General features: G+C 70.2%; 10 protein-coding genes. 8 read left to right on the forward strand and 2 right to left on the reverse strand.

Features of this window, described 5'->3' with window-relative positions:
- From OXN85_00920 to OXN85_00955, 8 genes are all read left to right on the forward strand, one after another.
- Positions 1–190: hypothetical protein (locus OXN85_00920; protein MCY3598521.1), on the forward strand; the 190-nt coding region annotated here is incomplete at its 5' end.
- Positions 187–2,493 (forward strand): phosphoribosylformylglycinamidine synthase subunit PurL, encoded by a 2,307-nt coding sequence (gene purL, locus OXN85_00925; protein MCY3598522.1) that lies wholly within the window; start codon positions 187–189, stop codon positions 2,491–2,493. The genes OXN85_00920 and purL, both read left to right, overlap by 4 nt.
- Positions 2,490–3,935 (forward strand): amidophosphoribosyltransferase, encoded by a 1,446-nt coding sequence (purF, locus tag OXN85_00930; GenBank protein MCY3598523.1) that lies wholly within the window; start codon positions 2,490–2,492, stop codon positions 3,933–3,935. The genes purL and purF overlap by 4 nt, the downstream gene beginning before the upstream one ends.
- Positions 3,935–5,515, forward strand: coding sequence for a bifunctional UDP-sugar hydrolase/5'-nucleotidase (locus OXN85_00935; GenBank protein ID MCY3598524.1), 1,581 nt, complete (start codon positions 3,935–3,937; stop codon positions 5,513–5,515). The genes purF and OXN85_00935 overlap by 1 nt, the downstream gene beginning before the upstream one ends.
- Before the next feature lie 106 nt (positions 5,516–5,621).
- Entirely contained in the window at positions 5,622–6,716 is a 1,095-nt protein-coding gene (locus tag OXN85_00940) for an efflux RND transporter periplasmic adaptor subunit (GenBank protein MCY3598525.1), read from the forward strand.
- A gap of 46 nt (positions 6,717–6,762) precedes the next feature.
- A complete protein-coding gene (locus tag OXN85_00945) occupies positions 6,763–7,995 on the forward strand; it encodes an ABC transporter permease (GenBank protein ID MCY3598526.1) in 1,233 nt (410 codons plus the stop codon).
- 53 nt (positions 7,996–8,048) lie between these two features.
- Positions 8,049–9,293 carry an ABC transporter permease gene (locus OXN85_00950; protein ID MCY3598527.1) on the forward strand — a complete coding sequence of 415 codons (1,245 nt, stop codon included), beginning with the start codon at positions 8,049–8,051 and terminating at the stop codon, positions 9,291–9,293.
- 142 nt (positions 9,294–9,435) lie between these two features.
- Positions 9,436–12,645 carry a TonB-dependent receptor gene (locus OXN85_00955; GenBank protein ID MCY3598528.1) on the forward strand — a complete coding sequence of 1,070 codons (3,210 nt, stop codon included), beginning with the start codon at positions 9,436–9,438 and terminating at the stop codon, positions 12,643–12,645.
- Positions 12,646–12,721: 76 nt separating this feature from the next.
- Here the strand turns inward: OXN85_00955 and fbp are convergent, their stop codons facing one another.
- Positions 12,722–13,723, reverse strand: a complete 1,002-nt coding sequence (gene fbp, locus OXN85_00960; GenBank protein MCY3598529.1) for a class 1 fructose-bisphosphatase — start codon at positions 13,721–13,723, stop codon at positions 12,722–12,724.
- Between the two features lie 61 nt (positions 13,724–13,784).
- Positions 13,785–16,041 (reverse strand): DNA internalization-related competence protein ComEC/Rec2 (locus OXN85_00965; GenBank protein ID MCY3598530.1); only part of this gene is annotated, 2,257 nt, incomplete at its 5' end.

Genomic DNA, 16,041 nt, shown 5'->3' on the forward strand with positions numbered 1-16,041 from the left:
TGGGCTCATGCCGCACCCGGAGCGCCACTCGCTCTCCGTCCTCGGCAACACGGACGGGCTCGGCGTGTTCCAGTCGCTGCTCGCGGCCGTCGCCCGCGGGAGGGGACGCCGAAGCGACCCTGCGCCGCCGGAGGCCCCGGAATTCGCGGCGGGAGCGGTGGCCGGGGCGGGCGCGGGGGTGTCGTCATGACGCGCGCCTCGCTCGAACGCGTGGAGGCCCGACCGGGCGATCCGGTGATGAGCGCCGCGCTCGTGGCGGAGCACGGGCTGAGCCCGGAGGAGTGGGAGCAGATCCTCGATTTCATGGGGCGGGAGCCCACCTTCACCGAACTCGGCGTGTTCAGCGCCATGTGGTCGGAGCACTGCGGCTACAAGAACTCGCGTCCCCTGCTGCGGACGCTGCCCACGGAGAGCGCCGCCGTCGTTCAAGGTCCGGGGGAGAACGCCGGCGTCATCGATGTCGGCGGCGGCTGGGGCGTCGCGTTCAAGATCGAGTCCCACAACCATCCCTCGGCGGTCGAACCCTACCAGGGCGCGGCGACGGGGTCGGGCGGGATCCTGCGCGACGTGTTCACGATGGGGGCCCGGCCGATCGCCATCTTCGACAGCCTCCACTTCGGGTCGCTCGACTCGCCGCAGTCGCGCTACCTCTTCGATGGGGTCGTGCGCGGGGTCGGCGACTACGGCAACTGCGTCGGGGTGCCCACGGTGGGAGGCGAGGCGATCTTCGACCCGGCCTACGAGCGGAATCCGCTCATCAACGTGATGTGCATCGGCGTCCTCCCGCTCGAGCGTCTCATCCGGGGCGAGGCGGAGGGAGTGGGCAATCCGGTGATGGCGGTCGGCGCCCGCACGGGACGGGACGGGATCCACGGGGCGACCTTCGCGTCCGAGGAACTCGACGAGGAGGCCGTCGACAGCCGGCCGCAGGTGCAGGTCGGCGACCCGTTCACGGAGAAGCTGCTGCTCGAGGCGAGTCTCGAACTCATCGAGCGGGACCTCCTCGTCGGGATCCAGGACATGGGAGCGGCGGGGCTGACCTCGAGCGGCACGGAAATGGCGGCGCGCTCGGGCTCCGGGATCGACATCGACGTGGCGTACCTCCCCGTCCGGGAGGAGGGGATGACGCCGTACGAGATGCTCCTCTCGGAGTCGCAGGAACGGATGCTCCTCGTCGCGAAGCCCGAACACGAGGGGGCGGTGCGCGAGGTGCTGGAGCGCTGGGACCTTCAGGCGGCGACGATCGGACAGGTCACGGACGACGGGATGTTCCGCGTGCGCGAAGACGGCGTCGTGCGCGTCGAGATCCCGGTGAAGCCGCTGGTGGACGATTGTCCGACGTACGTCCGCGAGGGAGTGATGAGCCCGGCCGTGGCCGAAGCCCGGTCCGCGGACCTCGGCGCGTACGCCTCCTTCGAGTCGGACCGGGAGGTGGACGCGGCGCTGCGGACGCTGCTCGACGCCCCCTCGATCGCTTCGCGGCGCTGGATCTACGAGCAGTACGACACCACGGTGCAGACGAACACGCTCGAGGGGCCGGGCTCCGACGCGGCCGTGCTGCGGCTGCCCGCCGAGGGGCGCGCGCTCGCGGCCTCGACGGACGGGAACGGGCGGCACACGTGGCTCGATCCGCGCACGGGAGGCCGGGCGGCGGTCGCCGAGGCGGCGCGGAACGTGGCCTGCTCGGGGGCGCGCCCGCTCGCCGTGACGAACTGCCTGAACTTCGGCAGCCCGCTGCGGCCGGAGGTGTACTTCCAGCTCGCGGGGGCCGTCGAGGGGATGGGAGAGGCGTGCCGCGCGCTGCGCACGCCGGTCACGGGCGGCAACGTGTCGCTCTACAACGAGACGGGCGGCCAGCCGGTCTACCCCACGCCGGTCATCGGCATGCTGGGTGTGCTCGAGGATCTCGAACGGCGCGTCCCGTCGGCGTTCCGGCGCGAAGGCGACGAGATCTGGGTCGCGGGCGCGACCCGCGACGAGATCGGCGGGTCGGAGTATCTCGCGGCCTGCCACGGCCTCGTCGCCGGCCTGCCCCCGGCCCTGGATCTGGGAGAGGCGGTGGCGCTGGTCGACTTTCTCGTCGAGGGAGCGGCGGCCGGGGCGTTCGCCTCGGCGCACGATGCCTCGGATGGAGGGCTTGCCGTCGCGCTTGCGGAGTGCGCGGTGGGGGCGGAAGGCGGGCCGCTCGGCTGCACGGCCGATCTCGACGCGGCGCCCGCCGGGGCGAACGTGTCGGCCGCGGCGCGCTGGTTCGGCGAGTCGCACTCGCGGGTCGTGCTGACGTGCCGGCCCGGCGCGGGCGAGCGCATCGCCGCGCACGGGCGGCGTCACGGCGTGCCCGTGGCGCGTGTGGGCGTCGTGAACGGCCCGGACAGCCCGTGCCGCCTGACCGGCGCCGGCCACACGATCGCCCCGCCGGCGGCCGAGCTGGCGCGGATCTACGAGGAGGCGATCCCGCGCCGCATGAGCGAGGAGGCAGGAATCACGTCATGAGGAAACTCCCGACCAATGGCGCCCCCGGCGCGGGGCGCGGGGCGTTCGGGCTGGACAAGCCCAGGGAGGAGTGCGGCATCGTGGCGGTCAGCGGCACCGGCGCCGCCGCGGAACTCGCGTTTCTCTCCATGTACGCGCTCCAGCACCGCGGCCAGGAGTCCGCCGGGATCGTCACGGTCGACGAGTCGGGCATGTCGAGGGTCCACAAGGGCATGGGCCTCGTGGCGGACATCTTCGACGACGACGTGCTCGGCGCCTTGGAGGGGTCGCTCTCCGTCGGGCACGTCCGCTATTCGACGGCGGGAGGATCCAGCCTGCGCAACGCGCAGCCGCTCCTCGTGCAGTACGAGGACAAGCCGCTCGCGCTGGCGCACAACGGCAACCTCACGAACGCGAACCAGCTCAAGCGCTCGCTCGCCCGCGACGGCTCGATCTTCCAGACGGATGCGGACTCGGAGGTCATCGTCCACCTCATCGCCCGCTCCCGGCACCGCGACCTCGACGGAAAGATCGACGACGCCCTCTCGCAGCTCGTCGGCGCCTTCTCCCTCCTCCTCTGCATCGGCGACACCGTGTACGCGACGCGCGATGCGCGCGGCTTCCGGCCCATGGTCATGGGCAGGCTGGGAGAAGCCGTCGTCTTCGCATCCGAAACGTGCGCCCTCGACATCATCGGGGCCGCCTACGTGCGCGACGTGGAGCCGGGAGAAGTGCTGAAGGTCCGCGACGGGCACGTGGAATCGCTCCGGCCGCTGCCCCCCGCCGAGCCCAGCGCCTGCCTGTTCGAACTCGTGTACTTCGCGCGTCCCGATTCTCGCGTGTGGGGGTGCAGCGTGGACGAGGCGCGGCGGGCGTTCGGCCGCCAGCTCGCCCTCGAGCATCCGGCGGAGGCCGATTGCGTGTTCGCGGTGCCGGACTCGTCGAACTCGGCGGCGCTCGGCTACTCGGAGGTGAGCGGCCTCCCGTTCGAACTCGCGCTCATCCGCAACCACTACGTGGGCCGGACCTTCATCCATCCGACCCAGCGGGGGCGCGATTTCAAGGTGCGGGTGAAGTACAACCCCGTGCGCGAACTCGTCGACGGCAAGCGCATCGTCGTGGTGGACGATTCGCTCGTCCGGGGCACGACGAGCAGCGGCCTCGTCCGGCTCCTCCGCGACTCGGGGGCGCGGGAGGTGCATTTCCGGGTCGCCTCGCCGCCGGTGCGTTCCCCGTGCTACTACGGCATCGACATGCCCACGAAAGAGGAACTCATCGGCTCCAGCCACACGGTCGAGGAGATCCGGGAGCACCTGCAGGTCGAGTCGCTCGGCTATCTCAGCATGGAAGGCATGCGCGACGCGGTCGCGGAGCACGGTCCCTTCTGCGACGCCTGCTGGACCGGCAACTATGCCGCGCCGCTCGTGGACCTGGACCGCTCGCAGGCGTTGCAGACGGTCTGATGCCGCGCCGTCCCGCCGCCCGTTTCAAGCCGGCCCTCGCCGCCCTCCTCTGCGCCGGCATCGCGGCCTTCCCGGCGTGCGCCCCCGCGAACCCGGCGGCCTGCGCGATGATCTTCTCCACGAACGATTCGCACGGACGGCTGCTGCCGGCGGAACAGAACTGGTCGGAGGGACGCCCGGTCGGCGGATCCGCCGCGCTCGCCGCCTACGTGACGCGGGAGCGCTCCGCGACGCCCGAGTGTCCCCTCTTCGTCGTCTCCGGCGGCGACATCATGCAGGGCACGCCGATCTCGAACTTCACGGATGGGCGCTCGATGATCGAGGCGATGAACGGGATCGGCTACGACGCCGCCGCGATCGGGAACCACGAGTTCGACTGGGGGGTCGACGTCCTCGTCGAGCGCATCGCCGATGCGGACTTCGCCATGCTCGGCGCGAACATCTACCTCAAGGGCACCGACCGGCACCCCGCTTGGGTCCGGCCCTGGACGATCGTCGAGCGGGACGGCGTCCGGGTCGGCTTCATCGGCGCGACGACGCGGTCCACGCCGGTCGTCGCCCGGCCCTCGCTCGTCGCGGACTTCGACTTCCGGTCGATCTCCGACGCGCTCGACCGCTACATCCCGGAGGTGCGGGCGGCGGGGGTGGATTTCGTGGTCGCGGTCATGCACGAAGGCGCCTTCTGCGAGGTCGGTCTGCCGGACGATGCGGCGGACGCGTGCCGGGGCCCGGCCCTGGAAGCGCTGGCCGCGACGACGGAACGCTTCGACTACGCGGTCACGGGGCATACGCACTCGCGCCTGGAGACCGAGATTCGGGGCGTTCCCGTCATCCAGTCGTACTCGAACACGATGGCCTACGGACTCGGACGCATCGACCGGAGCGCGGAGGGGGCCGTGAGCGCCGAGCGCCTCGGCGTGCGACAGACGTGGGCGGACGAGGTCGGGCCGGACCCGGATGTCGAGCGGCTCGTCGCCTCCTACAGCACCGAGATCGCGGCCATCGTCGACCGCGTCATCGTGGACCTCCCGGAGGCCCTTTCCGCCCCGCGGGACGGCGACTTCCCGCTCGGCCGCATCGTGGCCGACGCGCAGCGGCACGCGAGCGGGGCCGAGGTCGCCCTCATGAACAACGGCGGCATCCGCCGGTCGCTGCCGGCGGGGCCGATCACCTTCGCCGACCTGTTCGAACTGCAGCCCTTCAACAACATGCTCGTCCGCCACACGATGACCGGCGCGCAACTGCTGCGGACGCTCGAGCACTCCGCCCGGAACGGAGACGTCGACCTGCACGCGAGCGGCATCGTCGTCCGCTACGATCCCGACGCCCCCCTGGGCGAGCGGATTCTCGACGTGACATTCGACGATGGATCTCCGCTCCGCCCCGAGGGCCGCTACGTCGTCACGGCCAACGATTTCATCGCGGGCGGGGGCGGCGGCTACACGACATTCGCCGAGGCCGAGGTCATCGACCCCCTGGAAGTCGCGGATCTGGAGGCGCTCGTCGCCTACCTGGAGGCACAGCCGCAGCCCCTCCCCATCCCGCGCGCCCCCCGCTGGATCGAATCTCCCACGCCCTAGTCCGAAACCAACCCTCGACTCCCCCGTAGGCTCTCAGGTGAAGCGGTCCGTGGCGGCGGGCGGGCGCGCACGCGCGAATTCAACCTGACGGGGAGCGGCGGTTCGTATGAAGCGAGGCACGAAGGTACTGGTCTCCACGGTCCTGATCGGCGGGCTGGGAGCGACGGCGTTCGCGGTGTCGAGCGCCGGGGACAGCGAGGATGGCGAGACCGGCACCGTCGCGGTCGAGCGCGGCGAGATCGTGGACCGGGCGCTCGCCGTGGGACGCATCGAGCCACTCGTCGAAGTGAGCGTGAAGTCGCAGCTCGCGGGCGTCGTACGGCAGATGTTCAAGGAGCCCGGCGAGTACGTCCAGCGGGGCCAGCCCCTCCTCGAAGTCCAGCCCAACCCCACTCCGATCGAGCTCGTCGAGGCGCGGCGCAACGTGGAGCTGCGGGACATCGAACTCCAGCAGCTCGAGCGGCAGCGCGACCGGCTCGACGCGCTGCGCGGCCGCGGATTCGTGTCCGAGGAGGAATACGAGACCGTGGCCCGTCAGCACGACGAGGCTGCGCTCCAGGTCCAGATCGCCACCGAACGGCTCGCCCTCCTCTCCGAGGGCCGCGTGACGATCGGCGACGAAGCCGTCGAGACGGTCATCACCTCCCCGATCCAGGGTTTCATCCTTGAGAAGATGGTGGAGATCGGCGACCCCGTCGTCCCGCTGACGACGTTCCAGGAGGGGACCGCCCTCATGACGATGGCGGAGATGGACGAACTGCTCTTCCGCGGCACGGTGGATGAGATCGACGTGGGGCGGCTGACCGAGGGCATGCCGGTGGAGATCACGATCGGCGCGCTCCCGGACGCGCGTATCGAGGGCCGGCTGACGAAGATCTCGCTCAAGGGCCGCGACGAGGAGAACGCCACCCTCTTCCCGGTCGAGATCGCGGTGCTGCCGCTGGACGGCGCGGCGCTGCGGGCGGGCTATTCCGCCAACGCGCACGTGATCATCGAGCGCCGTTCGGACATCCTCGTCATCCCCGAGCGCCTGGTCCGGTTCGAGGACGAGCGCACGCTCGTCACGGTTCGGCTGGGACCCGAGGAGACGGAGGAACGCGAGATCCGCACCGGACTGAGCGACGGCATCAGCGTCGAGGTGCTGGACGGCCTGGCGGAGGGCGAGCGCGTGCTGGAGCCCCCGCGGCGCGAGATCACGTAGTGTACGGCGCCGGCCGCCGACTGACCGCGCGCGAGGCGCGCGCCCGGTGAGACTGTTCGACGCCGCACGGCAGTTGTGGGCCGACCTCTCGGCCCAGCGCGTCAGGACCGCGCTCACGGTGCTGGGCATCACCTGGGGCACCGTGGCGGTCGTCGTGCTGCTCGCCTTCTCCGTCGGCCTCGAGCGGCAGACGATCAAGCGGTTTCACGGGCTCGGCGACCGCATCGTCATCCTCTTCGGCGGACGCACGACGATGCCGCACGCGGGGTTCAGGGAGGGACGGTCGATCCGGCTGCGAGAGGCGGACGCAGAGGTTCTCGCCCGGCGGATCCCCGATATCGCGATGATCAGCCCGGAGTACTCGACGCGGGCGGCGCCCGTCCGCTACGGCCGCAACGGCGTGAACCCGAACATCACCGGCATCTACCCCATCTACGGCGAGATGCGGAACGTCATTCCCCTCCCCGGCGGCCGCTTCATCAACGAGCGCGACCAGCGCGAGCGGCGACGCGTCGTGTTTCTCGGGGACGAGGTCGCACGCGTCCTGTTCGGGGACGCCGACCCGGTCGGCGAGCAGGTCCGGATCGGCGACTCGCCCTTCACCGTCATCGGCGTGCTCCAGCCCAAGGTCCAGAACTCGTCCTACAACTCGCGGGACGAGGACCGCGTGTTCATCCCCGCCGGCACGCACGCAGCCCTGTTCGGCTCGCGTTTCGTCTCCAACTTCGTATACCGGACCGCGGACGCATCGCGGACGGAGGCCGTGGAGGCGCGGGTCTACGAGGTCCTCGGCGCCAAGTACCGCTTCAACCCCGCCGACGACGATGCGCTGGCCGTATGGGACACGGCCGAGTGGGAGCGGATGTTCGGGTTCCTCTTCCTCGGCTTCAAGATCTTCTTCGCCATCGTCGGCAGCTTCACGCTCAGCGTGGGCGGGATCGGGGTCGCGAACATCATGTACATCGTGGTACGCGAGCGGACGAACGAGATCGGGATCAAGCGCTCGCTCGGCGCCACCCGGCGATCCATCCTGTGGCAGTTCCTCACCGAGAGCATGCTCATCGTCGTCGTGGGCGCGGCGCTCGGCGTCGTCGTCTCGCTCGGAGTCGTGAAGCTCATGTCGCTGGTCCCGATGCAGGAGTTCGTCGGGACGCCGACGATCTCCCTGCAGGTGGCCGCCGTGACCCTGGCGCTCCTCGCGTTCATCGCGATGCTGGCCGGGTTCTTCCCGGCCCGCCGCGCCGCAGCGCTCGACCCTGTCGAATGTCTCCGCGACTAGCCGCGTTCGCGCGCGGGCGGATGGCGGCCGCCGCTCGCGCGGCGGTCTGACCCATGTGGAAGATCCTCCTCGAAGAGTTCCTCGGCGACCTGCGGGCCCAGAAGACGCGCGCCTTCCTCACGATCTTCGCCGTGGTGTGGGGGACGATCTCGATCGTCCTCCTGCTCGCGTTCGGACAGGGGCTCCGGAACCAGTTCTCCGTGGGGCTGCTCAACGCCGGCGAACGCATCTTCATGGTCTACGGCGGCCAGACGAGCATGGAGCACGAGGGGCTGTCGAAGGGACGGCGGATCCGGCTGCGGGAGGAAGATCTCGACCTGCTGCTGCGCGCGGTGCCGGAGTTCGAGATGGGAAGCCCCTCCTACGGCCGCGGGCGGACGCACCTGAAGGCGGAGGAAAACCAGACGACGACCTACATGGAGGGCGTGAACCCGGTCTTCTCCGAGTTGCGGCGCATGTTCCCCGCGCCGGGCGGCCGGTTCATCAACCAGCGCGACATCGACGAGAAGCGGCGCGTGCTCTTCCTCGGAGACGGGATCGCCGGACGCCTGTTCGGCGACGCGCCGCCGGTGGGCCGCACGGTGACGCTGGACGGGCTTCCGTTCCGCGTCATCGGCGTGATGGAGTCGAAGTTCCAGGACTCGAGCAACAACGGGCCGGACGAGGACCGGGCCGTGATCCCGGCCTCCACGTTCCGGAGCATCTACGGCCAGGAGTTCGTGAACCACCTGCTCCTGCGCCCTCGCGATGTGAAGGACGCGGCGGTCGCCAAGGAGGAGTTGTACCGGGTGCTGGGCGGCCGGTACCGGTTCGACACGGCCGACGAGCGGGCGCTCGCGATCTGGGACTTCATCGAGGACGAGAAGATCGTGGGCCAGATCGGGCTCGGGATTCAGATCTTCCTCGGACTGGTGGGCGCCTTCACGCTGATCGTGGCCGGCGTCGGGGTCGCGAACATCATGTACGTCGTGGTGCGGGAACGGACGCGGGAGATCGGCGTCAAGCTCGCCGTCGGGGCGAGGAAACGGCACATCGTGAGCCAGTTCCTCTTCGAGGCCATCCTCATCGCCGTCGGCGGGGGGCTCGCGGGGCTCGCCATCGCGGCGCTGCTCGTGACGGGCATCGATGCCCTGCCGATCGACGACCCGGCCCTGCAGTACATCGTGAACCCGAAGCTCTCCGTCCCCATCGCCGCGGTGTGCGCGGGGATCCTCATGGCGATCGGTCTGGTGGCCGGCATCCTCCCGGCCCGCAAGGCCGCCCGGCTCGATCCGGTGGAGTCGCTGAGGTACGAATAGACGTGCCCATCTGGCGCTCCATGCCTGTTACGCAAACCGCCGTCCGCCGTTACATTCCGAAGCGACGTTGCGCGTTGTTTTTGGTGACTCGATCCCGGCGCATGGCGCCTCGGATTTGCCCTCTTTCACGCAGGAGTACGCCATGAAATACAACCTCTCCCCAAGAACCGCGGCGATCGCCGCCTTTGCGGCTCTCGGCGGCCTGTTCGCGCCGTCCGAGGCGTGGGCTCAGGGCGTCACGACCGCGGCCGTCAACGGGCGCGTGACCGGTCAGGATCTCGCGCCGCTCGCGAGCGCCGTGGTCACCGCGGTGCACGGCCCCAGCGGGACATCGTACTCGACGCTCACACGCGAGGACGGACGTTTCAACATCCCGGGCATGCGGGTCGGCGGGCCCTACACGATCGCCGTCTCGCTCATCGGCTTCGGGGACGAGTCGGCCGAGGCCCTCGTGCTCGCGCTGGGCGAGAACCGGCGCATCGACTTCGTGCTCGGCGTGGAGGCCGTGGCCGTGGGCGAAATCACCGTCACGGCGGAGCGCGGCGCGATCCTTTCGAGCGGACGCACGGGACCGCAGCAGACCGTGACGACGCGCGAGATCGAGAACCTCCCGACGATCGCCCGCAGCATTCAGGACTTCGCGCGGCTCACGCCGCAGGCGCTGGGGACGAACATCGGGAGCAGCGAGAATATCGGCGGGATCAGCATCGGCGGTAAGAACAACCGCTTCAACAACATCTCCGTCGATGGCGCGATCCTCAACGACGTCTTCGGACTCCCGGCCAGCGGAACGCCGGGCGGACAGGCCAACTCGCAGCCGATCTCGCTCGACGCGGTCCAGGAGTTCCAGGTCGCGATCGCGCCCTTCGACGTACGCCAGGGCGGTTTCACCGGCGGCTCGATCAACGTCGTCACCCGCTCGGGAACGAACGACTTCGACGCCTCGGGCTACGCCTTTGGACGGAACCAGGGGTTCACGGGCAGCCTCGACGACAATCCGCTCTCCGACTTCAGCGAGCTGCAGGCGGGCTTCCGCGCGGGCGGCCCCATCCAGCGCGACAAGATCCACTTCTTCACCAGCGGCGAGATCAAGCAGACGAGCCGCCCGCTGGCGCTCGGACTGGTCGGCAGCAGCCAGACGAACACGATCGACTTCATCGACGCGGGGACGATCAACCAGATCGTCGACATTGCGAACTCCGTCTACAACTATGACCCGGGACGCTTCGAGGAGAGCCTCCAGCGGGAGACGGACGACCTCAAGTTCTTCACCCGCCTGGACTTCAACCTGTCCGACGACAACCACCTCATCGTGCGGCACAACCATGTGAACGCGAATTCGCAGCGGGGGATCAGCCGCCACTCCGGCGAGGTCGGCCTGCCCGGCCAGGGGTACACCTTCGACGCCGTGTCCAACTCCACGGTGATACAGCTCGACAGCCGGCTGGGCTCCGCCACCGCCAACATGTTCCGCGTCTCGTACCAGCGTCAGCGGGACAAGCGGACGCCGGACCTCGCGATCTTCCCCGAGGTCGACATCGAGCCGTTCGATGGCGAGAGCGAGAGCGTGACGCTGGGGATCGAGCGCTTCTCGCAGCAGAACGCGCTCGATCAGGACGTGTTCGAGATCACCAACGACCTCACGCTCTTCCGGGGCGACCACACGCTAACCTTCGGGACGCACAACGAGTTCTATTCGTTTTCGAACCTCTTCATCCAGGACGCCTTCGGGCAGTGGGAGTTCGACGGCGAGAACGCGCTCGACAACTTCCGCAACGGGATGGCGACGCGGTACCGGGCGTCGATCTCGCGGCTCGCGGACCCCTACCCGAGGGCGGAGTGGGGCGCGATGCAGTTCGGCTTCTACGCCCAGGACCAGATCGACCTCAGCGATCGTTTCAACGTCTCGCTGGGGCTGCGCGCGGACATCATGTCGATGCCGGACGCGCCGCTCGAGAACCCGAGCTTCGCGGCCGCCTTCCCGGGTCGGCACACGAGCGACGTGCCGAGCGGCAACGTGATGTGGTCCCCACGGCTCGGGTTCAACGCCGCGCTGGACGAGGACCGGAGGACGCAGCTCCGCGGTGGCACCGGGATCTTCACGGGCCGCAACCCGTTCGTGTGGCTCTCGAACCAGTACTCGAACACGGGGATGGACTTCATCCGCATCGACTGCGCCCCGTGGCGGGGCTGCACGCCGCCACCGTTCACGGGCGACCCCACTCCGGTGCCGGTGCCCGGCGCGGAGATCGCGACGACCGAGGTCGACCTCACTGACACGAACTTCAAGTTCCCGCAGGCGTGGCGGACGACGATCGGAATCGACCGCGAGTTGCGCGATGGCCTCGTGCTCACGGTCGAGGGGATCTACACGAAGAACGTCAACGACATCCTCTACCAGGATCTCAGCATCCAGCCGGAGGGGAGGACGAGCGATGGTCGCGTGCTCTTCTCCGACGACCCGGTGGACCGGGAGTTTTCGCCCGGCGTCTTCCTGCTCGCCAACACGAACCAGGGCCGCCAGATCCAGTTCACCACGCAGTTGCAGAAGCGCTTTGGCGGCGACTTCCTTCCGAACATGTTCGGAAGCCTCGCCTACACGTGGACGGACGCCACGGACGTGAACAGCGGGCAGTCCAGCCGCGCGATCTCGAACTTCCAGTACAACGAGATCGGCGTCGATCCAAACAACCCCGGCGAGGGAACGGCGGACTTCGAGATCAAGCACCGGATCATCGCCTCCCTCTCGCAGCGCTTCGCGTGGAGCGACGATGTGGGCACGACGATCACGGCGTTCTACGAGGCCCGCGCGGGCCGGCCCTTCAGCTGGACGTACTTCGGGGACGCGAACAACGACGGGCGACGGTTCAACGACCTTGCATTCGTCCCGGGCGATGCCGACGACGCGATCTTCGAGACGGACTGCCGCGGCTGCATGGACTTCGCCGCGTGGGATGCGTTCGTGAGCGACATTCCGGGGCTGGACGAGTACCGCGGCGGGATCGTGGGCCGGAACTCGTCGCGCGAGCCCTGGGTGCGCAGCCTCGATCTGCGGATCGCGCAGGATGTACCGCTTCCGGGGCCCGGGAGCCGGAACATCCAGGTCACGCTCGACTTCATCAACGTCGGCAACTTCCTGAACTCGGAGTGGGGCCGGCAGCGTTACACGAACTTCGGGACGTCCACCATCCTGTCGTTCCGGCGCTACGACTCGGCCACGGGCGTGCCGGTCGTCCGCTTCACGCAGCGCGACACCGACGAGAGCGGCGCACCGGACATCAACGACGTGTACCAGATCGACAACATCCTGTCGCGCTGGGCGCTTCAGCTCGGGGCGCGGATTTCGTTCTGATGCGGTAGGTCACGGGAGCGGCGACTCCCGAAGCGGGAACGAGAGAGGGGGCCTTCGGGCCCCCTTTCGCATGTCGTCAGTCGTCGGCCAGGTAGCGGCCCGCCATTTCCACGAGGTCGGGGGCGCCAAGGAAGGTCGGCACACAGTGGTGCAGCCCCTCGGGCTCGATGTCGAGGATGCGCTGCCGGCCATCGGTGGCCAGACCGCCCGCCTGCTCGCAGATCATGGCCATGGGGGCCACCTCGTACAGCAGGCGCAGCTTCCCCTCCGGCCTGGCGACGGTCCCCGGGTACATGAAGATCCCGCCGCGGAGGAGCGTGCGGTGGAAGTCCGCGACCATGGACCCAACGTAGCGCGCGGAGAACGACGGCGCGTCGGGGGGCGGCTGCCGGAGCCGTTCGACGAGCCGCTGCTGGCCCGGCGTCCACTTGTCGAAGTAGGCCTCGTTGATGCTGTAGATGTTCTTGCCGGGCGAGGGAATGCGCAGGTTCCGGTACGAGAGGAGGAACTCGCCGATCCCCGGGTCGAGGGTGAAGCCGTGAACGCCCACCCCCGTCGTGAAGACGAGCATGGTCGAAGAGCCGTACAGCACGTATCCCGCCGCGACCTGTTCGGACCCCGGCTGAAGCAGGTCTCGCCGCCGCACCTTGGTCCCGTCGCTCCGCTTCCGGTAGACGGAGAAGATCGTCCCCACGGAGATGTTCACGTCGATGTTCGAACTGCCGTCGAGCGGGTCGAACGCGATGATGTACGGTCCGGGGTCGCGCGATTCGGGGACATGCACGAACCCCTCCTCTTCCTCGGACACCATGCCGCTCAGGCTGCCGCAGCGCCGCAGCAGGTTCAGGAGGACGTCGTTCGCGTAGTCGTCCAGCTTCTGCACTTCCTCGTCGTGCACGTTCGTGCTCCCGATCACGCCGAGGATGTCGATGAGGCCGGCGCGATTCACGGCCGCGGAGATGACCTTCGCGGCGAGGCTGATCTGGAGCAGGATGTCGGTGAGCGCGCCCGTGGCCTGAGGGTATTCGCGCTCCTGCTCGGCGATGAAGTGCTCGACGGTGACGATGGATCCGGTCAAGGTGGCTCCGCGGAAGTCGGGGGGGTGGGGCTGAGAGGTTACGGAGGGGCGGTTTTTCGCGTCAAGGCGCGTCCGCGATCCTCCAGCCGCGCGCGTCGATCTCGACGCACAGGGGACCGTCGAGATCCGTCCGCCACACGCGCGGCACCCGGGCGGAGTCGAGTCGCGCGAGCGTCACGGCGTGCGGGTGCCCGTACCGGTTCCCCGTCCCCGACGAGATCACGGCGATGTCCGGCTCCGTCGCCTCCAGCCACGCGACGGAACTGGAGGTCCGGCTGCCGTGGTGGCCGAGCTTGAGGACATCCGCCTCCGGACGACGCGGGGCAAGGTGCTCCAGGATCTCGCGTTCGACATCGATGCCGGCGTCGCCCGTGTTCACGTAGCGGAAGCCGCCGACGGTGAGACGGAAGGAGAGAGAGCCTTCGTTCGCGTCCGAACCGGCCGGCCCGTCGGGCCAGAGAATCTCGAGTTCGACATCGTCGATGCGGAGGCGGTCTCCGGCGCGGGGCGCGTGCCAGGAGGCGCCCTCCTCCTGAATCCGCTCGAGGAAGGCAAGGTAGGACGCGCTGGGTTCCGGGACGCCGGGATCGAACACCCGGCGGACCCGGAGGGCCTCGAACACCGCGGCGGTGCCGCCGTAGTGGTCGAGGTGGGGATGGGAGATCAGGAGCAGCTCCACGGTCCGGGCGCCCCTGCCGCGCAGGAAGGGCACGACGACGCGGCTTCCCGCGTCGGCCATCGGCGGGCCGGATGCCGTGCCGGCCGTTCGGAAGGCCGAGCCCGGGCCCGCGTCGAAGACGAGCCATCGGCCGGCGCCGGTCCGCACGACGGCGGCGTCGCCCTGCCCCACGGCGAGGGTGCAGACGAGCGCCGTGCCCCGGTCGAAGCCGGCCCGGACGAGGGGCCAGGCGACCGTGAGCGCGAGCACGGCGCCGACCGAGAGGAGGCCGAGGCCGCGCCGAGCGCGCGTCCTGTCGAGCGCGAGGGCGACGAGCGCGGCCGCGACCGCCCACGCGCGGGGGCCGAGGCCGGGGCCCGTCCAGCTCAGCGGGAGCCCCGCGAAGAAGGCCGCGATCGCCGCGAGGCAGGCGAGCGCCGTGTCCGCGGCGCCGGCGAACAGCATCCACAGACTCCACGGCAGGATCAGCGTGAGCGCGAGGGCGGGAAGCGCGAGACTCACGACCGCACCCGCCACCACGCTGGCCGGGATCGAGGCGACGACGATGCGGTCGAAGTGGTAGGCCGCGATGGGCGCGGTGACGAGGAACGCGCCGCAACTCACGGCGAGCGCCCGCCCGATGCCGCGCAGGCGCCGGGAGGAGAGCGGGCGCGGCAGCGGGACGCGGCCGCCGAGCACGACGCCCGTGAACCCGGCGAACGAGAGCTGAAAGCCTACGTCCGTCACGATGAGCGGGTCGGCCAGGATGGCGAGCATCGCCGCGAGCGCCGCGAGGTCGCCGATGCGGGCGGGGCGGGCCCGGCGGAAAGCGAGCGCCCAACCCCAGAACATCAGCGCCGCCCGCACGGCCGAGGGTGGCGCGCCGATGAGGCACACGTACGCGCTCGTGCAGGCGGCGGCGTAGAGGAGCCGGCGCGGACCGCGCACGCGAAGGCCGATGAGCCAGGCGAGCGAGGCTCCGATGAGGCCGACGTGGAGCCCGGAGATCGCGAGCAGGTGGATGATCCCGGCACCGACGAACGCCTCTCGCGTCGCGGGGTCGAGGGTGCTGCGGTCGGCGAGCAGCAGGGCCTTGCCGATGGCCCGGTGCTCGGGGGCGAGCCGGGCGTCGAGCCGGGCGAGCAGCCCGGCGCGCCATTCGATGATCCAGCGGCCGAGGCCGCGCGGGCCCACCGCGTGCGCGGGGACATCCAGCGGCTCCAGCGTCGCGCCGCCGATCCAGCCCACCGTCGCGGGCGGACGGGGCAGCCGCGTCCGTCCGGCGTCCGGGTCCGTCCCGCCCGCCGTGCGCCATGTGCCCCGGGCAAGCACCGCCGCGCCCGCCTCCCGCCCCGCTCCGGGCCGCACGAAGGCCCGCACCGCGCCCAGGCGGCAGATCCGCCCCCCCGAGGCGATGCGGACGTCGCGGATCGACACCCGGACCGGGCCGCCTCCCCGGCCCGTCTGCCGCTCCGGCACCGCGTCGGCGAGCGTTCCGACGGCCGCGACCGGCGCGCCGACCTCCAACATGGCGACGCAGGCCCCTCGCGCCGCCGTGCCGCTCGGCAGCCCCGCCAGCAGCCCGGCCAGGGCGGCGAGCGCCAATGAGAGGCCCACCATGGCGCGCGGCGCGCCGCCGCCGGCTCGGCCGGGGCGCGCC

The organism is Candidatus Palauibacter australiensis (assembly GCA_026705295.1).
GTDB classification, from domain to species: domain Bacteria; phylum Gemmatimonadota; class Gemmatimonadetes; order Palauibacterales; family Palauibacteraceae; genus Palauibacter; species Palauibacter australiensis.